Annotated in this window: 14 protein-coding genes and 1 pseudogene; 8 read left to right on the top strand and 7 right to left on the bottom strand. The window is 45.7% G+C overall.

Annotated elements, in window-relative coordinates; all coding sequences use genetic code 11:
• Positions 1-45 precede the first annotated feature (45 nt).
• On the bottom strand, positions 46-3429 hold the full coding sequence (locus F3I09_RS07365) for a hypothetical protein (RefSeq protein ID WP_149694390.1): 3384 nt from the start codon (positions 3427-3429) through the stop codon (positions 46-48).
• 56 nt (positions 3430-3485) lie between these two features.
• On the opposite strand from F3I09_RS07365, the gene F3I09_RS07370 reads away from it, so the two are divergent.
• Positions 3486-4124, top strand: a complete 639-nt coding sequence (locus F3I09_RS07370) for an MBL fold metallo-hydrolase (RefSeq protein WP_149694391.1) — start codon at positions 3486-3488, stop codon at positions 4122-4124.
• A gap of 29 nt (positions 4125-4153) precedes the next feature.
• Here the strand turns inward: F3I09_RS07370 and F3I09_RS07375 are convergent, their stop codons facing one another.
• Together F3I09_RS07375 and arfB are read right to left on the bottom strand one after the other, a co-directional pair.
• Complete coding sequence (locus F3I09_RS07375) at positions 4154-5689, bottom strand: polysaccharide biosynthesis C-terminal domain-containing protein (RefSeq protein WP_149694392.1); 1536 nt, start codon at positions 5687-5689, stop codon at positions 4154-4156.
• Between the two features lie 26 nt (positions 5690-5715).
• Positions 5716-6096: pseudogene (gene arfB / locus F3I09_RS07380) on the bottom strand (alternative ribosome rescue aminoacyl-tRNA hydrolase ArfB); the annotation flags it as partial.
• Positions 6097-6204: 108 nt separating this feature from the next.
• On the opposite strand from arfB, the gene F3I09_RS07385 reads away from it, so the two are divergent.
• The 5 genes from F3I09_RS07385 to F3I09_RS07405 are packed head-to-tail and all read left to right on the top strand — an operon-like array spanning position 6205 to position 10841.
• Positions 6205-7554 (top strand): hypothetical protein, encoded by a 1350-nt coding sequence (locus F3I09_RS07385; RefSeq protein ID WP_149694394.1) that lies wholly within the window; start codon positions 6205-6207, stop codon positions 7552-7554.
• 43 nt (positions 7555-7597) lie between these two features.
• Positions 7598-8050, top strand: a complete 453-nt coding sequence (gene dtd / locus F3I09_RS07390) for a D-aminoacyl-tRNA deacylase (RefSeq protein WP_149694395.1) — start codon at positions 7598-7600, stop codon at positions 8048-8050.
• A gap of 9 nt (positions 8051-8059) precedes the next feature.
• Positions 8060-8386: a nucleotide pyrophosphohydrolase gene (locus F3I09_RS07395; RefSeq protein WP_149694396.1), complete on the top strand. Its 327-nt coding sequence runs from the start codon at positions 8060-8062 to the stop codon at positions 8384-8386.
• Between the two features lie 26 nt (positions 8387-8412).
• A complete protein-coding gene (locus F3I09_RS07400; protein WP_149694397.1) occupies positions 8413-9366 on the top strand; it encodes a YihY/virulence factor BrkB family protein in 954 nt (317 codons plus the stop codon).
• A gap of 44 nt (positions 9367-9410) precedes the next feature.
• Positions 9411-10841: a glycine--tRNA ligase gene (locus tag F3I09_RS07405; RefSeq protein ID WP_149694398.1), complete on the top strand. Its 1431-nt coding sequence runs from the start codon at positions 9411-9413 to the stop codon at positions 10839-10841.
• Positions 10842-10930: 89 nt separating this feature from the next.
• On the opposite strand, the gene F3I09_RS07410 is transcribed toward F3I09_RS07405, so the two are convergent.
• Positions 10931-11650, bottom strand: coding sequence for a ferredoxin--NADP reductase (locus F3I09_RS07410; RefSeq protein ID WP_149694399.1), 720 nt, complete (start codon positions 11648-11650; stop codon positions 10931-10933).
• Between the two features lie 109 nt (positions 11651-11759).
• Here F3I09_RS07410 and mfd point away from each other — a divergent pair, with 109 nt between their 5' ends.
• Positions 11760-15134 carry a transcription-repair coupling factor gene (gene mfd / locus F3I09_RS07415; protein WP_149694400.1) on the top strand — a complete coding sequence of 1125 codons (3375 nt, stop codon included), beginning with the start codon at positions 11760-11762 and terminating at the stop codon, positions 15132-15134.
• A 210-nt stretch (positions 15135-15344) separates the two neighbouring features.
• On the opposite strand, the gene F3I09_RS07420 is transcribed toward mfd, so the two are convergent.
• Positions 15345-17294: a PKD domain-containing protein gene (locus F3I09_RS07420; protein ID WP_149694401.1), complete on the bottom strand. Its 1950-nt coding sequence runs from the start codon at positions 17292-17294 to the stop codon at positions 15345-15347.
• A gap of 223 nt (positions 17295-17517) precedes the next feature.
• Between F3I09_RS07420 and F3I09_RS07425 the strand changes: the two genes are divergently transcribed.
• The gene (locus F3I09_RS07425; protein ID WP_149694402.1) at positions 17518-18225 is read left to right on the top strand and encodes an SIMPL domain-containing protein; all 708 of its coding nucleotides are present in this window, start codon (positions 17518-17520) and stop codon (positions 18223-18225) included.
• 67 nt (positions 18226-18292) lie between these two features.
• On the opposite strand, the gene F3I09_RS07430 is transcribed toward F3I09_RS07425, so the two are convergent.
• Both F3I09_RS07430 and F3I09_RS07435 read right to left on the bottom strand, forming a co-directional pair.
• A complete protein-coding gene (locus F3I09_RS07430) occupies positions 18293-19684 on the bottom strand; it encodes a SusD/RagB family nutrient-binding outer membrane lipoprotein (protein WP_149694403.1) in 1392 nt (463 codons plus the stop codon).
• Positions 19685-19698: 14 nt separating this feature from the next.
• Positions 19699-22734, bottom strand: coding sequence for a SusC/RagA family TonB-linked outer membrane protein (locus tag F3I09_RS07435; RefSeq protein ID WP_149694404.1), 3036 nt, complete (start codon positions 22732-22734; stop codon positions 19699-19701).
• Between the last annotated feature and the right edge of the window lie 190 nt (positions 22735-22924).

A 22924-nucleotide genomic window follows, 5' to 3' on the forward strand; every position in this document is an offset into this window, starting at 1 on the left:
TCTCGCATAAAGCGAGACCCTTCCATATATTGAAGCTCATTCTTCTTAGAAATCAACTCCCATTCCAAAGTACCAGATCGGTTTACCACGGAAGAACGCAACCATCGGCCAGCCAGCGTCTACTCTCAGGAAGTAACCAGCAAGCGTTGTACGGGCGCCAAAGCCATAACCACCTACAAATGGTCCGAGGAAACCTTCTTTCACTTTCACTGTTACGCCGCTACCATCGTCATAATAAGTGTAGTTAGCATCTTTAAAGTTCAGTTTCTCGTTCCATGCAGTACCAATGTCCACAAAGCTGGTCACCTGGAAGTTACGTACGATGGCTGAGTTAATAGGCCTGTTCATAAAGGTGGCGAATACCGGCAAACGTAATTCCGAATTAAACACCATTACATTATTACCGTTACGTGCATTCTGTTTGTAACCACGCAATGGGGTAGCCAGTGTCTGGTATGCATAGTTTGCAGTCATATTCACTGGTGTATTGGTGTTGATCTTAGGATTCAGCCAGTTGTCGGTACCACCCAGATAGTACAACAGTTTACGTGTACCCCATGATAAGTCTGCGGAGAAGCGGGTAGCCCATATAAAGTTGCGGAAGATGGATTCGTAATGTCTCACATCAATACCCATGTTATATGTGAACTTGCCCTTTCCGGCAGCTGCTCCCTGGTCGAATACATCATTCAGGTCTCCGTTGATCTGTGCGTTCATATCGCCATAGATCTTGTAGCGTGTACCGTGCCAGATGTTGATGGCTGGATTAATAGTATTGTCATACACATATTCCAGGCGTAATAAAGCATAGTTGTCGGAGAAATTCTTCAACTTCAATGTATTCTCATCAGAAGCGGCTATTACGAATTTGTCATTACGGTAGCCTACCTGCAAACGGATGCTTCTGGCCTCATCAAACGGATAACGTACATCGAACTGGAAGAGATTGGTCTTCATCTTGGCCGGGTAATCCAGCGGGTTGCCCGATGTATCAAAGCCCACACCACTATATTTATCTACTCTGCGATAGTAAGTAAATTTATAATCGAAACGTTTTTTGAGATAAGAAGCTGAGATGAAGTATTCAGTACCATCCAGACTGGAAGGGAATCTAAACCCACCATTGATCTTAATATCTTCCATCAGGTCACTTACTCCTATGCGGATCAGACCATTCACAGGATCAACAAGCCTGATAGGGCCGGAAGGAGGACCGGTGAACGGCTGGTACCTGTTGATCAGGATAGAGTTATCTATCTGGAGTATCAGGTAGTCTGATGCGAATTTCAGTTTATAAGGAAGCAGTTTGGACTTCTTCAATACAGGCTCCATCAGCGGGATCTGTAATAACTGGGTTTCTGCTGCCGCACTGGAATCCTGTTCTTCCTTGCCAAACTCACTCTGGAAGAAGTCGTCATGTTTTGCAGTATCGACCTTTGCTTTTTCATGGTAAGTAGGCAGACCCAGACGGAGACTGTCTTCGTGCATCTGACGGGCTCTGAAAGTAGTAGGACGGCTATTTACATTTCTCTTGCGCAGGGTTACAGTATCGATCCTCAGCTTCTGGAGGTTCTTAAAGCCATACTGCTGGATCACCTGCGATACTTCGCTCTGGTCGCCTGCTCCTCTGGATTCTTTGATACCAAAAGAGTAGTTCGACATTGGGAAGGTGTATGTAGAGTCTTTGGTAAGCGATACTGCCATTACGGAATCAGGTGCTGTAGCGCCGTATTCTGCCAGTGCTGAATCCAGGTCAGCCTGTTCCGGGTTATGCAGGATCTCTGATCCGACAAAGAAGAGGGAATCTACTCCTGTTCTTTCCGTCTTAAAGAAACCGGCATAACGGTTACGAATACCGTTGACGTCTGATACAAACGTAAAGTGTGTGTTATTGTATTGCAGTGGCGAACGTGCGTCACCGTATTTCATGTCTGTCAGCTGGGAGATCTGTTTGTCAGCGCTCTTGTTCCAGTTATCGATCAGGAAGATATTGTAATGACCTGCCGGCAGGACGGTATCTCCGCTTTTGGCGGTTGGAGACGGCCTGTTGGAAGAGTAGATAATTCCGCTCTTACCAGGGAAGGCAACGAATGAAGGATCCAGATCATCATACACATCATTGGTGATCTGTTCTGCAGTCTGTTTTGTGATACTGTAGGTGTAGATATCTGTATGACCGTTCTTCACTGCTGAGAGCAAGAGGGAGTTATCGTATTCGAAGAAGTACTTCATATCGATTACCCTGTCAAAGCGTGGAAGGTCTTGTTTGGTAGTAGTTTTGGTAACGAGGTCGTATACCATGAGCTTAGTCACGCCCTCATGTTCATAGATGATGGCCAGGCGATTTCCTTTCTGGTTCCATGCCAGTAACGGATAGTTAGGGTCCAGCTGGCTGGCCTGCATTCTCACCCCGCTGCGCAGCAATATCTTAGGCTTCATGTCGGCGAACTGTACCTGTACCTTGTACAATCCTTTAGAAAATTCTACCACTGCATACCAGTTGCTTTTTGGATTGGCCTGGAAGCGATAGAAGTCAGACTTCTTCAGTTCCCTGGCGGCGATAGTACGGGCGCCACGGGTACTCTGACGGCGGCGGCGGTTATCGTCCTGGTAACGTTTGGCATTGAATACCATGAAGTCCTTCAGTGCATTTTTGGGCTTCTGGCTCAGTACCTGTTCAAATCCTTTTTTCAGTCCGCGGTTAATGCGTGAGATATACATCAGGTAAGGTACAGCGTCCTTGCCATATTTACTTTCTACATAATACCAGAAGGCATGTCCGGCCAGTGTAGGCTTTTCATAGGCCAGCTGATAGAAGTCCTTGTACCTGCCTGACTGGATAGCGTCTTTCAGTTCATCATCCAGCTGGGTATTCCAGTTTTCCGCAGCATAGGCTATAAATCCGTCGGTGAACCATTTTGGGAAATCAATGAGCACTGCATTACCGGCAAACTCTCCGATATCTTCTCCGAACAACAGGTTTTCCAGCATAACGCGGGCGATCCCTTCACGGATCTGTTTGTACAGGTGTTCATGGTTGCCATCAAAGTACACGATCAGTTTATTACCCACCAGCTTGGTGATACCACCCGTGTTCTGCCAGTCAACGCCAATGCCTATATTGGATTGCTTCATTTCCCCGAAGCTGTTGTACACGACAATATTCACCCGCTGACGGAAGGTAAATTCCATGAATTGTTCCAACTGTGGTAATTCCCTTTCTGCTACCTGTGCTACGTATTTCCCTAATTCCAGACCGTTCTGGCTGAAGTAAGTATTAAAATGACGGGTTTGATAGTAACGCCATTTAAAATTCTTATGCTGTATGCGGTTCTGTCCAAATTCCACGGTATTGGTCTGTGCCTGGGATAGATACGAGCCAAGTAATAGGGTACCGGTAATTAATAACCTGGTAGTAAGTCGGTTCATACAGAAAGTATTGATAATATTGCGTTCTGAATTAAAAATAGCAAAAATCGGCAACAATGATGGAAATACAACATTTCACCTTTAATCCGTTTCAGGAAAATACCTATTTACTCATTAACGAAAAAAAGGATTGTATAATTATAGACCCGGGCTGTTATTTTGAAGAAGAAAGGAAACAATTACTGACATATATCGAAAAAGAGGGTTTGAAAGTTACACGGCTCCTGAACACACATTGCCACATTGACCATATTTTCGGTAACAGACTGGTTGTGAAGACCTATGGAGTTGGCCTGGAAATACATCCTCAGGACAAAATTGTACTGGACCGTTCTCCTGAAATAGGCAAAATGTATAATATTCCCTTTGAACCTTCTCCAGAACCTGTCCGGTTCCTGGAAGACGGAGAAAAAATACTCTTTGGCGATGATGAGCTGGAAGTATTGTTGACTCCCGGCCATTCACCGGGGAGTGTGTGTTTTTATTCCGCCGGCCAGCAAATCCTTATAGGTGGAGATGTGCTGTTTTACCAGAGTATTGGCCGTACAGACCTGCCTGGAGGCAGCCATCAAACTTTAATTAACAGCATTCAGCAAAAATTGTTCGTACTGCCCGATGAGGTAAGGGTGTATCCCGGTCACGGACAGTCTACCACTATTGGTTTTGAAAAGCGGCACAACCCCTTCCTGCAGTAAGTACTCAGACTCTTCAGGACAGTGGAGGTTTAAATCCTGCTCACAAATTTTCCGATAAAAGGTAGTCTGGAAAACTCCTTTTTCTCCATTTTCAGCAGGAACCAGATATAGCCGCCAAAGAAGACTGTGGCCACAAACAGGGACAGTGGCTTCAGTGCGTATACATCGCCCGGAGACAACAGTGTCCTGTTCAGGAGATCATACAGGTAAAAAGTCAGCACAGCGGTTAGCATGTAAGTGAGGATGCGTGGAAGATGGTATGGTACCGGGTAGTATTTCTGCCCCAGTATATAACAGATGGTCATCTGGGCAAAGTAGCAGACCATGGTGGCCAGCGCCGCACCAAAGTATCCCATAACGGGGATCCACCACCAGTTCAGTAAAAAGGCCAGTATTGCGGTAATAATCGTGATCATGGCGCCTGTTTTGGTCCGGTCGGTCAGTTTGAACCAGATGGTCAGGTTATAGTAGATACCCAGGAACATATTGGCCAGCAGCAGGATGGGAACGATCTTCATACCGGGATAGTACTCCGGTCTGCGCAGGAAGGTCTTCCAGACGTTCAGGTACAGGCTTACAAAGAGGAACATCATACATAACAACACCACAAAGAGTTTCATGATGCGGGCGTACATCTTCTGCGGATCTTTGCCTTCTGCCTGTTTAAAGAAAAATGGCTCAGCGCCTAACTTAAATGCCTGTATGAACATGGTGATCAGAATAGCCAGTTTGTAGTTTGCGGCATAGATCCCGATCAGCTCTTTTTTGTCCGTCATATTATTCCCAGGCAGGAATTGCGGTAGAAACCATGCCCTGTCAAAAGTCTCATTCACCATACCAGCCATCCCGAAGAAGATGAGCGGAATGGAATAATTCAGCATCTGTCTCCATACCGCAGTATCAAACTGCCAGCGGATGCGCATCAGCTGGGGCAGGAACAATAACAGCGTAATACCACTTCCCAGCGCATTGCTGAGATAAATGTAACCTATCTGGTTTCCCGTACGTATATCCGGCAGCCAGGTCTGACCTGCAGCATGCATTTTCGGTATGATGACCAGGAAAAGGACGTTGAACCCGATAGTGGTGAGAATACCCGTCAGGCGAATAAAGGCATAACGGACCGGCTTGTTCTCCAGCCGCAGCTGGGCAAAGGGAATAGCCGTCAGCGCATCAAAGGCCATAATCAGTACCAGGTAGGTAAAGAATACCGGATGCGTATCTAATCCGCTCAACTCACCAATATAGGAATGAATGATAGGTCCCCGGAAGAACAGGAGTAATATTGTAAAACTAATGGTAGAAAACAGTAATGACATGGTGGAGGTGCTCAATACCGTCTGACTGTTCTCCTTTTTGGCGAACCGGAAGAAGGCCGTCTCCATACCATAGGTCAGGATAATATTCAGGAATGGGATATAGGCATACACTGTAGACATCTCCCCGTACGAAGCCTGTGTCATCAGCTCGAGGTAGAGCGGTGTGAGGAAGTAGTTAAGTAGCTTGCTCGCTATGTTACTAAAGCCGTAATAGATCGTTTGTCCTGCCAGTGATTTTATACTCAATTCCCTGAAATTTTAGCCAAAATTAATTATTCCAGCCCTTTCCTGCGCTGTTGTTTTTTCTCCGACAGTCGTTTTTTGAATTGGATACGCTTTTCCTTCACTGCCCTGGAGGGTCTGGTGGGTACCCGTTTTTTGGGTTTGATGAGGGCTTTATTCACCAGTTCGTTCATCTTCTTTACAACCAGCTGTTTGTTGCCCAGTTGGGTACGTTCTTCCTGGGAGCGTACCTGCAGCAGCCCCTCTGCGTTGATGCGGTGCGCCAGCTTTTCCTGCACCAGTGTTTTTTGTTCTTCGGTTAACAAAGATGAAGCGGCAATATCAAAATAACCCTCCACCATGGTTTCTACCTTATTCACGTTTTGTCCGCCCTTTCCCCCGCTCCTGGCGGTGCGGAAGGTAATTTCGGCGGAAAGATCTACACTCATTTAATTAACGTTTCTTTATAATTGATTATCGTAATTTAACTAAAGGTAAATGATTTTATTTGCCGTCCATCCTTATAAATCCTGTGTGCCATGAATTTCTTTACTCCCCTGCAGTTGCGCATACTTAAAACCAGCTGGATTCCCGTACTGATAGCCTGCACGATACAGAAGGGCGCTGACATCATATTCCCATCAATATTATCGCTTAGCCTGGGAACGCAATATGCAATATTCCTGGCGATGAATACGCTCGTTATGGTAGTATGGGAAGCTGTCATTAAAAAGGATGTGAAACAATTTGGTATACTGGCATTCGTGGTGCTCTTAGCTTTCGGTTTGCAGTTTGTCCTGAATGAATTCCTGAAAGCCAACAGCAGTCAACAAAATACTTCCCTGATCTATTATGTCAATTCATTTGCGGTCTTCCTGGTGATTATTATCACCCGCTTCTATCTGAACGGTATGAGCGATAAAATAGGAGCAGCAGTGCTGGCAGCGGTCATCTATTTTGTGATCCCTAAAACAGGTAGCCCAACGGGCGGGATCCCGATGGGATGGCTGAATATGTCCGGGTTCTGGATAGAGGTAGTGAAATTCCTTGCTTTTCTGCTGACAACCTTCGGCACCTTTATCTCTTACTACTCGATTATTTTCCTGACAGAGAACAGTTTCAGATGGCCGGCATTTTTTATAAAACTGCAGTCCCGTATACAGACCATCAGCGGATGGGAATATTTTTTCATCTTCCTTGCAATATGGTTCATTTACATGGGTAGCATTGGTGAACTCACTTATTTAATGGGAAGTTTCTTCGAAGGGACGGCATTGCCTGTAGTAGTTACTGGTTTTATTATTTTCAGGTTATTGCTGGCTGTTCTGTGTGTATATTCTCTTGCCGGCTTGTTAAGAAATATCATTACCGGCAGGGCTTTGACTACCGGAGAATATAATCCCTGGGTGATCATGATGCATTACATTCCTGTTGTTAATATTATCGCAGTGTTAAAACTTTTAATTGATAAAGATAAACCGACTACACAGGAAGCCCACGCTGTGTTATATCTGGAATCTGACAGGTATGCTGCCCAGCAGGCGATGATCATTTCCGGTATTACAGTAACGGTATACAATATCTATCACCTGCTGACAGCGCCTACCGGCCTGGCTTTATCGGGAGCAGCGTTACTGGGGGCACTATACCTTTTAAAGATCTTCGCCTATATAAAATTACGTAGCAGTAAGACCTATCTGTTACTGGTAATGGGTTTGAATACCATAACAATACTGTTTGCACTAAATGAATACCTGTTGTTGTCTTTATCATTCCTCTATCTCTACTATTACCTGATGCAGGAATTGTTTTATCCAAAGCTGGAAATAGAAGACACTATGAAAGTGCAGGATCCCGAAGCCGATGATATTTTCACACATACCGCATAAATATTTTAATTTCCCGCCGCAATTAAAATAACTTATTACACATATGCGTGCAGTTATACAACGTGCATCAAGGGCATCCGTGACCGTAGATGGCAGTGTTACCGGCAGTATCCGGACAGGTTTGCTGGTATTGCTGGGTATTGAGGATGCTGATAATACCGAAGACATCACCTGGCTAAGTAATAAGATCGTCAACCTCCGCATTTTTAATGATGAGGAAGGCGTTATGAATCGCTCTGTGAAAGAAGTGGAGGGCGATATCCTGCTGGTGAGCCAGTTTACCCTGCATGCCGCCACCAAAAAAGGGAACAGGCCCTCCTATATCAAAGCCAGTAAGCCGGATATAGCCATTCCGCTGTATGAACAGATGATTAGCCAGCTGACTTTTGATATGGGGAAAACTATAGCTACCGGTATTTTCGGGGCAGATATGAAGGTGGAGCTGCTGAATGACGGCCCTGTTACGATCATTATAGACACAAAATCAAAAGAATAAATATTTAATATGACGATCCAGGAAGCACAGGAAAAGATCGATGGCTGGATTAAAACTGTTGGCGTACGCTATTTCAGCGAACTGACCAACATGGCCATCCTGACAGAAGAAGTGGGGGAAGTAGCCCGTATTATGTCCCGCAAATATGGTGAGCAGTCCTTTAAGGAGTCGGACAAGCAGAAAGACCTGGCGGATGAGCTGGCAGATGTGCTGTGGGTACTGCTCTGCATTGCCAATCAGACAGGGGTGGACATGACAGCCGCCCTGGAGAAGAATTTCGAGAAGAAAAACATCCGGGATGCCAGCAGGCACAAGGACAATGAAAAGCTCCAATAAGGCAGGTTTTTTGTTAAAGCAATCATATGAAGATCATCAAGAAAATAAAGACCTTCTGGCACATTCTGAAACAGACTTTTCATGATTTCATGGATGATAAGGTACTCAAACTCAGCGCCGCATTATCCTATTATACCGTTTTTTCCATAGCCCCTATGCTGATCGTGATTATCACGCTGTGTGATGTATTTCTTGGGAAAGAGGCGATCGAGGGTAGTATATATGGGCAGATCAAGACTATGGTAGGAAGCCAAGCCGCCCTCCAGATCCAGCAGATGATCAAAAACGCTGCTCTCTCGGGAGACTCGGGCTGGGCAACCATAGTGGGTATTGTTACCCTTGTCATTGGTGCTACGAGTGTATTTGGTGAGATCCAGGACTCCATTAACTTTATCTGGCAGCTAAAAGCCAAACCTAAGAATGGTCTGCTGAAGATGTTGCTCAACCGCCTGCTGTCATTTTCAATAGTTATCAGCCTTGGATTTATCCTCATGGTGTCCCTGGCTTTGAACGGTATTATTGCACTGTTCAGTCACCAGCTGTCGATTTTCTTCCCGCAGGTAACAATAGTATTGGTGTACATTATTAACCTGGTCCTCACCTTTGTGATCATCAGCGTGCTGTTTGCCATCATTTTTAAGGTGTTGCCTGATGCAAAAGTGCAGTGGAAGCATGTTATTATCGGCGCAGTGACAACCGCGATCCTGTTTATGATAGGAAAATTCGCGATAGGCATGTATCTTGGCTCCAGTAAAGTAGGTACGGCCTACGGGGCGGCAGGGTCCATCGTGATCATCCTGCTCTGGGTGTATTACTCAGCCATTATCCTGTACTTTGGAGCTGAGTTTACTCAAGTATATGTACAGCATTTCGGAGGAAGGATCAGACCCAATGAATATGCAGTATATGTGAAGGAAGTGCCCGTGGAAACTGATGAATTACCGTTAACCGGCCCGATTGAGAATGAAAAAGGTAGCTAAACGCCATCTTTAAATCCGAAAACCCTTATTATATTTGCGCCATTATGGCTACAGATCAGAACAAATTCCAGGCGATCATCTCGCATTGTAAAGAATATGGCTTCGTGTTCCAGTCCAGTGAAATATACGATGGCTTAAGTGCAGTATATGACTATGGCCAGAACGGAGCTCAGTTGAAGAAGAATATCCGCGACTACTGGTGGAAGAGCATGACCCAGATGCATGAGAATATCGTGGGGATCGATGCTGCCATTTTTATGCATCCAACTACCTGGAAGGCATCTGGTCACGTTGATAATTTCAGCGACCCGATGATCGACAATAAAGACAGTAAGAAACGCTATCGTGTAGATCACCTCATAGAAGGTCATGCTGAAACCCTTCCCAAAGAGGCGGGTGACGCATTGCTGGAGCAGATGGATAACCTGCTTAAGGACAATGACTTCGCGGGATTGAAAAAACTGATAGAAGATAATAAGATCAAGTGTTCTGTAAGTGGCACTGTCAATTGGACAGATGTTCGTCAATTTAACCTGATGTTCTCTACCCAATTGGGAAGTGTGACCGATGAGGCAAGTGAAATATACCTGCGCCCGGAAACTGCTCAGGGTATTTTCGTTAACTTCCTGAACGTACAGAAAACCGGCCGTATGAAGATACCTTTTGGTATCGCGCAGGTAGGTAAGGCTTTCCGTAATGAGATCGTAGCCCGTCAGTTCATCTTCCGTATGCGTGAGTTTGAACAGATGGAAATGCAGTTCTTCATCCGCCCTGGCACCCAGAAAGAATGGTATGCCTACTGGAAGGAAGAGCGTCTGAAATGGCACCTCAGCCTGGGTGTATCTCCGGAAAATTACCGCTATCACGACCACGTTAAGCTGGCGCACTATGCTGATGCTGCTGTGGATATCGAATATGAATTCCCGATCGGTTTCAAAGAAGTGGAGGGTATCCACTCCCGTACTGACTTTGACCTGAAGAGCCATCAGGAATACAGCAAGAAGAAGATCCAATACTTTGATACGGAGACCAACCAGAACTACATTCCATATGTGATAGAAACTTCTATTGGTCTGGACCGTATGTTCCTGTTGACAATCTGCAATGCTTATGCAGAGGAAGATCTGAGCAAGGACGGTAAAGAAGACAGCCGTGTGGTGATGAGATTCCCTGCGAAACTGGCGCCGGTTCAACTGGCTATCTTCCCGCTTACTAAAAAAGACGGCTTACCGGAAATAGCGAAGGAATTGATGGATAAATGCAAATCCTCCTTCTACTGCTTCTATGAGGAGAAAGATGCGATCGGCAGACGTTATCGCCGTCAGGATGCCATCGGTACTCCTTTCTGCGTAACGATCGATCATCAGACCAAAGAAGATAACACCGTTACCATCCGTTACCGCGACAGCATGGAACAGGAAAGGGTGCCAATGGACAAAGTGAAAGATATCGTGCTGAGTAAGATCAACGAATAGAAAATAAAAATGATTTATAGAAAAAGGCGGCATCAATTGATGTCGCCTTTTTTATTGGAAATATATAAGATCCTATCGTTATGTATGGTTTAGCCATACAGTTCCTGGTGAATGTCATGTCTGTCATACCCCATGGCCAGTATCCGCTGTTTAGCTTCATCTATCATGTTCTTCCAGCCGCATAAAAAGAAATGCGCGGGTTGTTTGTGGGCCAGCTCTTCATAGATCAGGTGGACATACCCTTTACGGCCCGTCCATAGATCATCTTCCCGGGAAAGGGTGGGGATATAATGGAAACCCGCCAGTTCCTGCTCCAGTTGACACATTTCTGACGCATAGAGCAGGTCACATTGCTGCCGGCAGCCATATATGAGGTGGATGGGAGGATGCGGCAGGTCGTGCGCCTTGATATACTGGGCCATAGACCGGAAAGGCGCGATGCCCGTACCGGTACAGATCAGGAACAGGTCTCTGTCCAGTTGCTCAGGTAGTGTAAAGTGCCCCAGCGGGCCTTTAAGTACCAGCTCACTGCCCTCAGTGATCTCATTGAACAGATAAGTGGTGCCGGCGCCACCTTCCAGCAATACAATGACCAGTTCTATTGTATTCGTACCATCTGGGGGGGAAGCGATGGAATAGCTGCGCCAGCGCTTGTTCTTTTGTTCGTGTATGGGAAGATCGAGGGTTACAAACTGACCTGCTTTGAAGTCGAAGCGTTCCTTTTCGGGGATCTGAATCCAGAACCTGCGCGTATTATGCGTTTCCTGTACGATACGGGTTACCTGCCCTTTATACCATTGGTCAAGCATTTGTGTGGAATTTATACTAAATATAACCAAAATTGTCCATAGCCCGTTGGCTTTCAGGGGTATGAGCGGCGATGAAAAAATGCAGTAATTCCGTATCTTTGCAACCCTCATGAATATACAGGCTGTTTTACAACTGTACCAGCGAGATTCCCGCCTGCAACAGCTGGTGAAAGGGATACATTTGTCCGATCCACAGTATTTTCAATTAACAGGACTAACCGGAAGTGCCACCACATTTATAGCAGCGGGAGCGTGGGAGCTGGCTAATTCCGTTAACCATCTTTTTATTCTTAACGATAAAGAAGAGGCTGCCTATTTCCATAATGACCTTGAGTCGTTAAGTCAGGCGCTGGATATCTTTTATTTCCCGGACTCCTTCAAAAAAACCGGTTACTTTAATGAGATCAACAGCAGTCATAGTATGCTGCGTACTGAAGCGCTCATGAAGTTTTCCGGACCGGCTATACATAAAAAGATCCTGGTTACCTATCCGGAAGCACTCTGGGAAAAGGTGGCCGCCTCCGTGGCCTTCAGCAACAATATGGTACAGCTGAAAGTCGGGGACGTGCTTAAAGTGGATGAGCTGTTGGAGAAACTTGTCAGCTGGGGTTTTGAATATACCGACTTTGTGTATGAGCCGGGGCAATACGCCGTTCGCGGTGGTATCCTCGATATCTATTCCTTCGGCAATGAGAAGCCTTACCGCGTTGAACTGTTCGGTGAAGATATTGATTCCATTCGTCTCTTTGATCCGGAAACACAGCTGAGTGAACGCAAGCTGACACAGGTAACCCTCATCGCCAATATGGATACGCAGGGCCTGAACCATCAGAAAACCTCTCTGCTGGAATTCCTTCCGGAAAATACCATCGTTTGGATGAAAGACCCCGGTTATATACAGGATGTCGTGCTGCAGCTGGAAGAAAAGCTGGATGCATTCCTGCAAACCGGTCAGTCTGTGAAGGTAGGTGACGACGATAAGATGGAGCTGGCAGAAACTGATTTCGTAAAAGCGCATCCGCTGATGCAGGAGCTTTTACGCCGGCATTGCGTCGTGTTCAGCAACCGCCAGTGGTGGGAAGAGACAAACCGTTCCTTTACACCGCTCAACTTTGAAACGCAGGAGCAACCTGTCTTTAACAGGCAGTTTGATATGCTGATCAAAGACCTGGATGCGCACAATAAGAATAAGTATACACTCTTCATCTTCGCTGAGAATGCCCGCCAGCTGGAAAGGCTGCGCAGCATCTTCGAAGATCTGAAGGCAGACTTTACATTCTATCCTATCCCATCTCCTGTCAGTCATGGTTTTATAGACCATACACTGAAACTGGTATGTTATACCGATCACCAGATCTTCCAGCGTTACCATAAATACAAGGTAAAGCAGGCATATAACAAGAATAAAGCGATCACCATGAAAACCCTGCGTGAACTGCAGCCGGGTGATTTTGTGACGCATATAGATCATGGTGTTGGTACTTACAGCGGCTTACAGAAGATCGAGGTAGGTGGTAAGATGCAGGAAGCTATCCGTATTATTTACAAGAACAATGACCTCTTGTACGTAAACATTAACTCCCTGCACAAGATCAGTAAATACTCAGGTAAGGAAGGCGTGGAACCACGTGTGAATAAACTGGGTAGCGATGCATGGGACAAGCTGAAGGAAAAGGCTAAAACCCAGGTAAAAGATATCGCGAAAGACCTGATCAAACTTTATGCTGTCCGTAAAGCCCAGCAAGGGTTTGCCCATACGATGGATACCTACCTGCAAACGGAGCTGGAAGCGTCCTTCCTGTATGAAGATACGCCTGACCAGAGCAAGGCTACTGCCGATGTGAAAAGGGACATGGAATCTCCTTCTCCGATGGACCGCCTTGTGTGTGGTGACGTAGGTTTTGGTAAAACAGAGATTGCCATCCGCGCGGCCTTTAAATCCATCGTGGATGGTAAACAGGCTGCTGTACTGGTACCCACTACTATCCTGGCATTCCAGCACTATAAGACCTTTGCAGACCGTCTGAAAGACTTCCCTTGTACTGTAGATTACCTGAACCGTTTTAAGTCTTCAAAAGAGAAAAAAGAAACGCTTCAGAAACTCGCAGAAGGAAAGATAGATATCATCATCGGTACGCATGCACTCCTGGGAAAAGAAGTAAAATTCAAAGACCTCGGTGTGCTGGTAGTGGATGAAGAACAGAAATTCGGCGTATCTGCCAAGGAGAAACTGAAACAGCTGAAAGTGAATGTGGATACACTGACACTAACAGCAACACCCATCCCAAGAACGCTGCAATTCTCACTGATGGGCGCCAGGGACTTGTCTGTAATCAATACCCCACCGCCTAACAGGCAGCCGATAGAAACGGAAGTACATGTATTTGATCATGACCTGATCCGTGATGCGATCTATTATGAAACAGAACGTGGCGGCCAGGTGTACTTCGTATACAACAGGGTGAAAGGACTGGGTGAAATGAGCAGCCTCATAAAAGGCCTGTGCCCTGATCTTTCTGTTGCCACTGCACATGGACAAATGGAAGGGCATCAGCTGGAAGAAGTGATCCTCGATTTCATTGACAGGAAATATGACGTACTGGTATGTACCAACATCGTGGAGAGCGGTGTGGACATTCCAAATGCAAATACCATCATCATCAATAATGCCCACCACTTCGGCTTAAGTGACCTGCACCAGTTGCGCGGCCGTGTAGGACGCAGCAATAAAAAGGCTTTCTGTTATCTGTTGGCACCTCCTGTGAGCACGCTGCCTGCCGATAGCCGTAAAAGGCTGCAGACACTGGAGCAACACAGTGAGCTGGGTAGCGGCTTCCAGATTGCGATGCGTGACCTGGATATCCGTGGCGCCGGTAACCTGCTGGGTGGTGAACAGAGTGGTTTTATGGCAGAGATTGGGTTTGACATGTACCAGAAGATCCTGGATGAAGCTATCCGCGAACTGAAGCAGAATGAATTCCGTGATCTCTTCAAGGAACAACTGGAAGAAAAGAAGGATTTCGTAAGTGACTGTACCATCGATACTGATCTCGAAATACTGATCCCTGATAGTTATGTCGAAAGCATACAGGAACGTCTGAACCTTTACCAGGAACTGGATAATATCACCCTGGAAAGCAAGCTCCAGGCCTTTGAAGCAGAACTGGTAGACCGTTTCGGACCTTTACCTGAACCTGTAAAGGATCTGCTCTGTATGATCCGTTGCCGCTGGATGGCGATCAAACTGGGCTTTGAAAAGATGATGCTGAAAGACGAAACCCTGCGTTGTTATTTCATCAACAACCCGGATTCTCCATACTTCGAATCACCAACCTTTAATCATATCCTCACTTATCTGCAAACAAGAGTGAATAATGCGAAACTGAAGCAGGTAGGAAAGAATTTTATGCTGGTGGCAGATCGTATACGGTCAATGAGCGACCTGTATGATTTCCTGAAGGCGATGGAAGATGCGAGGAATTAATGCGGATTAGAAACACGTGTGCTAAACACGTGGGTACGACACCGCTGCAAACATATATACGGAACACCCGGGGTAATGGGTAATGCCCCGGGTTATCGTTCCCCCGGTTGCACCCGCCCCCGGTTGCACCCGCCCCCGGTTGCACCCGCCCCCCCGGGGTTATCACCCCGGGCTACAAACACAGCGCTCCTGACGGAGCTTATCGCGATATTATCTGACTATTGTTACGGTTCCTTTTCTGTTGAATAATCCTCCCTTATAATCTATTCCCTGTATCATCCAGACATATGTGCCTGCAGGCATGGGAGTTCCTTTAAAACTACCGTCCCAGGTGGCAGAAAGGGATTGTGTCCTGAATACTTCCTGGCCCCATCTGTTCCATACACAGAAAAAATCCAGCTGTGCTACGCCTGGTGAAATAGCCCGGAAAACATCATTACGGCCGTCATTATTGGGCGAAAATGCTGTGGGAATATAGAACTCCGGACCGGCATAAACTTTCACGTTTAGGGTGTCTATTTCAATACAACCTTCTGAAGATGTCACCGTAAGATGATAGACCTGGTCCTGCTGAAGATAAGCGACGGGATCAGCTATGCCGGGGTCTGTCAGTCCTGTGGTGGGCGACCATGTAAACTGAAGACCGCTCCCGCTGGTCTGAGCATTCAGCTGTAATGGCTGGTCGCGGGCGGCGATAGTGTCATTGCCTGCAAACAGATTGATGTCGGTAACATTAACAGATACAATAGATGTATCGGAAAAACAACCATCTGTGCTTATAGCGCGTAAGGTTGCCTGGTAAGTGCCTCCCGCCGGATAAATGTAGCTGATCTCCTGGCCGGTTTGCTGCTGACCGTTACCTAAGTCCCAATACCATTGCGATAATGGAATCAATGGTGTTTGATCTGTGCCGGTAAAACTGATGGGCTGTCCAATACAGGCATTCTCACCGGTGGCGCTGACACGGGGTGTAGGATATACTTCCATCGTCTTTTGAATGCTGTCACTGCAACCCTGTGCGGATGTAGCCTGTAGCTTTATCCTGTAGCTACCTGTGTCAGTATATGTTATAGAAGGGTTTTGCGCGTCAGATGTCTGCCCGTTACCGAAGTCCCAGGCCCATTGCCGGATAGTGCCTACAGCCAGTGTTGTTTTATTGGTAACAGCAACAGGACGGCCTGTACATAGCAGATCAGCGGTAAAGTCAGTTACAGGATAAGAACCGATGATTACCTCCTGCTTCATGGTATCAGAGATGCAGCCACTGTTATCTTCAATTATTAACCGGACTTCATATTCACCTGCTTTGGCATACAGATGTGGTGGTGGATCAGCAACGGCAGAGGTAGTGCCATCGCCAAAGTCCCATAGGCGGCGGGTAATGGTGCCAAATGATTTGGAATCATCACCAAATACAATAGGAGAACCATCACAGAATAACTGGTTATTATCAAATCGTAACTGAGGCCGGAGGGCAGCACAGAATTGCTGCAGGTTGGAGCTTCCACCGGTGGCTGAACCAAAACCCCAGTATACCATCGGGTCTCCGCCAAATATATCAGTTACGAAATCTTTTTGTACAGAAACACGTAATACGCCATCAATGCTTACTTCCAGCAGTTTGGTCACCGCATCCCATTTGATCCTGAAAATATGCCAGTTACAGTCTTCGATGTTCCCGTTACCGTCCAGCGCTGTGACCGGGCCTGCCAGGTTATTGGAGCTGACATGAGATATATCGCCGTTAACCTGAATAGACACGTGATCATAGTTAGGATCCCCATCCGACAGGTTCTCCCACGTATCTATCAGGACGCCAAGAGAAGGCGTGATATTCTGAAACCCCATTCCCTGACCCGTTGTCCCAATATTGGTTCCCTGTGTCTGGAGGATAAAGCCAATCCCATCTGCACCGGCATCGTCCTTGCAGCCAAGATTTACATCAAAGTAATAATCAAAAGAATTATTCAGGCTGATCTTGTTTTTATTCCATACAGTACCGCTCGTGTTGGTCACATCTTCAGTTAGCACATAACAGTTACATGTCCGCTGGGTGGCTGCACCATTCAATATATAGGGAGTTTGTAACTGGGCGAATAATGATAAGTTGGATAATAACAGCCATAATAATCCTGTTAGAAGCGGTAATACTCTTGTCATAGGATTATTGCTGCCAGTAAAATAAAAAAAATAATCTGTGTAACATATACAGGCCTGAAACGTTTGAGGTTAGCGCCCCATATATCTTTATTCGTAAAGTATTGTAGGTTGGTATACTGGGAAAATATTTTTGCCCCCTTTATGGAATCAATATATGTAGTAGCATCATATAGCCAAACAACGGAAACTATAATTATTCAATTAACACTCAAATTACAACAGTATGAAAAAGGTAATGTTTTTACTGGCAGGATTATTCGTGGCATCATTAAGTCAGGCGCAGCAAACAGACAATAAACCTCCCGTTAAAAAGATCGAAGTAACAGGCTCCGCAGAAATAGAGATCACACCAGATGAGATCTATCTCGATATCGCACTGCGTGAGTTCAAAAATAAGACGACAAAAGTAGAAATGAATACACTGGAAGTTCAGCTGCAGAAAGCGGTGAAAGAGGCCGGTATACCTGCATCAGATCTGACCATTGCCAATGTATTTGGTACCAACTATGACAATTGGTGGAGCAAAAAGAAGAAAGATCCTGATTTCATGGCGCGTAAACAGTATCGTCTTAAACTCAGCAACCTCGATAAAGTAAATGATATTCTGGGTGCAGTAGATGCAGAAGGTATTGAAAGTGTAAATATCAGCAGCTATACACACAGCAAAATGGAAGATTACCGCAAGCAGGTAAAGACTAAAGCATTACAGGCTGCAAAAGCAAAAGCAACTTATATGCTGGAAGCTATCGGCAATACTATTGATGGTGTACTGGAAGTGCAGGAGATCAATACTGATAACTATTCAGATGTTCCTCCGGCTGTATTTGCCAATTCCTTTGCACGTTCCGCTAACGCTGAATCAGCAGATGCTTCATCTTTCAAAAAGATAAAAGTACGCGCTGAAGTAAGAGCTGTCTTCTTTATCAAATAATAACCTGTAGCATAAATAAAAAGGGAGCCTGCTTCATGCGGCTCCCTTTACTTTTTTATAGTGATGTTTAATTATCCCACCATACTTTATCAGTCAGTTTTGCTTTCTGCAGTTCCTGTGGATTGGCTGTGATCTCATTCAATGGATACAGGAACCTGCGGGGTAAACTTGTTACCTGGTTGTTGGCTATCATCGTTATTGCGGGATAGCCTGTACGACGCCAGTCTACATAGTTTTCGAGGGAAAAGAAATTAGCCGTGTTCTTTTCTTCGATGATCAGCTGCAATGCATTGCCTGCAGTTAATACACCTCTTTTTGATAAATAGGCCTGTGCTGCAGCACCGGCAGTGTCAATCCCCAGTTTCAACAGGTTGCCTGCAACTGCCTGCCGGAATACTGGCTGCGCAGCAGCATAGCCGGCAGTAATATAAGTGGCCTCTGCTTTCAGGAACAGTGCTTCTGCAGCATTCACTATATATACCTTGGATGAAATATTGCCATAAAAACTACCTGCTACTGAGAAGTCTTTCAAATTGCCTGCACCTGACCCGATCACATTGCCTGTGTATAAACCTGTATTCTCTGCTTTGCTTGCGAGATAAGGCAAACGCGGATCATTATGTTTTGCCAGCGAATCTACATAGTGTGAAGAAAGTACAAGGGTAGATGTATTATAGAAGTGCAGATACCAGGCATTGGAAGAAGTGGAAGTGCCATTATAGGTGAATGCACAATCATCATCGTTACTGCTCATTCCGTTGGATAATGCAGTCAGTGCAAGATTGGCCTGCGCCGTTGCATCATACCCCGGGGCTTTTGTAAGGTGCATGTAATAACGCGCCTTCAGTGTATAAGCCATCTTTACCCATTTACTCATATCTCCTGCATAGTAATAATCATCCGCACGGGGAGTAGCGCCTGTAGCTGAGTTCAGTTGTGTGATGGCTTCATCCAGCAATGACTGTATGCTTTTATAAATGTCTTCCTGTTTGTCATAGGCGGGTGTTGTATTGCTTGTTCCGGTGAATGCCTGGGAGTATGGTATATCTCCCCACAGATCTGTAGCCGAACCGAGGGTATAGGCTGTCAGCACTTTCGCAATGCCTGCATACATTGTATTGCCATTCGCTGTTGCCTGTTTATCGAGTATGTTCAGGTTGTTCAGCAATACTACATAGTGTGAGTTCCAGAAGTCATCAAACGTGGAGCTTGTCACCATGTAGTTGACCGTATTCGGTAAAGGCTGATTAGGTACGCAGTTCTGCATCCATTGATTCACAAGACTGGCCGCATTACCTGCTGCTATATATTGTGAAACACCTGCTTCCAACGGAGCCAGTAACAGGTTTTCAGATACATCTGAAGGTACATTTGAATTCTGATTGACATCGAGGTATTTCTTGCATCCTGACAGTGTTATAGCCGCCAGCATGGATATGATGATGAACGATCTTTTCATATAACGATGATTTACTAGAAGGTGAATTTTAACGTACAGTCGAAGGAACGGGAAGTAGGAGCTGAGAACGTATAGACGCCTAATCCGCCGTTGGCAGCGCCCCATGAATTCACTTCCGGATCACCGCCGCTGAAGCTGGCATCTTTATGTATCCACAGGTTGCGGCCTGTTAATACAATAGACGCATCTCTGAAAGGTAGTCTGCTGCTGCCTTTGGCGAGCGTGTAAGAAAGACTTACGTTACGCAGTTTGATATAAGATGCATTTTGTATCACCGCTTCTGTGATACCGCTGATCTGCTGGAAGTAGCTTTGCCCTGTGACAGATACTTTATTAGGGGCACCTGTTACATCGCTGACACCGGGTACTACCCTGTTTTCCCTTTTTGCAGTAGCGACAGATGTGCCATAATACAAGCCATAACCATCATCAGAGTTCAGCACATCCCCGCCTTGTTTTGTATCAAAGAAGAAGCTCAGACCGAATTGTTTGTAACGGAACTGATTTGTAATACCTCCTATCCAGTCCGGAGTAATATTGCCCACTACATCGAAATCGCCGGAAGCATAAGGTAAACCTGCGTCATTGATACGTAACTGACCATCAGCTGTACGTGCGTATTTGGTGCCATAGATAAGGCCCCATGGTTGTCCTTCTTTCGCGTAGATACTTCCTATACTTGTTTGTGTCAGTCCACCGCCTATGTGTTCCACCTTTTGATTAAGCTTAGTGTAGTTCACTGTTACATCCCAGTTGAAATCCTTTGTTCTTACGGGACTAAGGGTTAATAATACCTCAACACCCTTTGTAGACATCTTTGCAGAATTGATAGTAGTGCTGGCGTATCCTGTGGAATTAGCCAGTGAGATGTTTTCTACTATACCCTGCGACATACGCCTGTCAAAATAAGAAGCCTCCAGACCTATCCTGTTATTCAAAAATTTCATTTCCAATCCCAGCTCCAGTTCTTTCTGTAATTCATTTTTCAGATTAGGATTGCCTAGTGAAGAGCTGACCAGGAAACCGTTCTGTCCATTATAAGGGAATGTCAGGTTACTGCTCACATCACCATAAATGATCGCCTGGTAATAAGGAGTGGTAGTGGCGTATGGCTTTACGTTATCATTACCCACAGAGGCATATGATGCTCTTATTTTACCAAATGGGATGACTTCTTTCAGCTTATCATGGAATAACTCTGAGAAGATAAATCCGCCAGCTATTGAACCGTATGGGTAATAAGTATTTTCTGAAGATAATACGGAGCTTCCGTCATATCTTCCTGTAAGTGCCAGGACGAGTAAGCGGTTATAATCTACTTCCGCCTGTGCGTAAAAACCGACTTTCCTGCGCAGGGTTGTTGATTCCGTATAAGTTACAGATGATGCGCTCGCCATATTGTAGTAACCTGCTTTTGCAAGACCAAGTCCCAGTGCGGTCATGTAGTCACTGTGCTCAGAATAGACGTTGTTTCCCAACAGCAGGCTGGCATTGGTTTTTGCCCCGAACTGTTTCTTCAGTTGCACAATGAAGTCATGGTTGAACTGCCTGAAGTTTTTGTTGTTGCTATAAGTCAGACCAGTGCTGTAGGTAATATCTTTCATGTTCACGTGATAGCTCTGCTGATCTGCATAAATATCAGCGCCTGCTCTTTCTGTAACAGATAACCAGTCAAAGGGAGTGTATACAAAAGTAACTACCGGGAGGAATCTGTTCACTGTAGTAGCATTCAACACATTGTCCAATACCCAGTACGGGTTATTACGGCTGTTGCGGTATAAGCGCTGTGAGCCATCAGGATTGAGATATGGTTTCAGATCGTAGGACACAGGTGCAGTGAATATAGTCCACAGCGGCGTTTCCAGTCCATATCCTTCAGGCATTTTATTATTCTTCGCAGTGCTGTAGGTCAATTGAAATGTAGCATTCAGCTTGTCCAGTATCTGTGTACTGTACTTGGTGAATACATTATGACGGGCATAAGATGTTTTGGGTATGGTGCCTTTCTGATCGAAGTAAGAATAGGACATGAAATAATTAGAAGTAGCACTTCCGCCTGCTACACTGACAGTACTGTTGGAGGTAACGCCTGTGCGGAAAAATTCTTTCAGCGGATTATGTGCCTGAACTTTTTGTCCGTTGGCAGTTAAGGTGTCGATACGTGGTCCCCAGGAGGTGCTGGCCTTCCTGGTCACGCCATCGATGTAGTTGCCCTGATCGCCTTGTGCGTAGGTATATTGCCTGTCAGGGAAGATGGTATTTTCAAAAGAAAGACCGGAGGATAATGACACTACTGGTTTACGGCCTGCTGCTCCCTTTTTGGTGGTGATCAGCACTACGCCGCGTGCACCGGCAGAACCATATAAAGCGGTGGCAGCAGCGCCTTTCAGCACGTTGATATTTTCGATGGTAGCAGGGTCTATATCAGCCAGCCTGTTGCTACCCGGACCACCATTGTAAGTGCTTCCGCTTTCATCATTGTTGATGGGCACACCATCCATTACGATCAATGCCTGGTTTTCGCCGGAGATGGAAGTAATACCACGTATCACGATACGTGCAGAGCTACCGGGCATACCGGAAGAACTGGTGATCTGCACACCGGCTACTTTACCGGTAAGCGCGTTCAGTACATTCGGCTCTTTCGCCCGCAGTATCTCATCGCTCTTTACTTCCTGTGCACTGAAGGTGAGGTTCCTTTTTTCTTTTTTGACGCCCAATGCAGTTACTACCACCTCATTCAGGTCGCTGGCATTCTCTGTGAGTGTGATGTTAAAATGTTGCTCATTGCCCACAGGGATCTCTTTAATTGTGTACCCTACTGCACGTATAAGCAGTATTGCTCCCGGGGCTACTTCTAGTTTAAATGATCCGTCCTGTGCGGTGCTTGTCCCTTTAGAGCTGCCTTTAATAATGACTGAGGCAAAACTGACTGGTTGTTTCTTTTCATCCGTCACTGTCCCGTCTATTCCCCTCGACTGTGCATTTATTGAGGAATAGGCCAGTAGTCCCGCCAGCAATGCCAGCAGGTTAAATAAGTTTCTTTTCATACAACGAGATTAGATATTGGTTTTTTGTGAATTCCCCTCTCTAAATAACTTATCCCGTCATCTGCGCAAATGACTAAAAATGATGTGTACCCAAATGTAATAGCGGAAGGGGGCTAACTTTTTATGATTCTTGACTATCTATAGACGGATATTAACCAAAAAAAAGTCCCGCCTTGAGAGGCGGGACACG

This window comes from Chitinophaga sp. CF418 (genome assembly GCF_900142925.1).
Lineage (GTDB): Bacteria > Bacteroidota > Bacteroidia > Chitinophagales > Chitinophagaceae > Chitinophaga.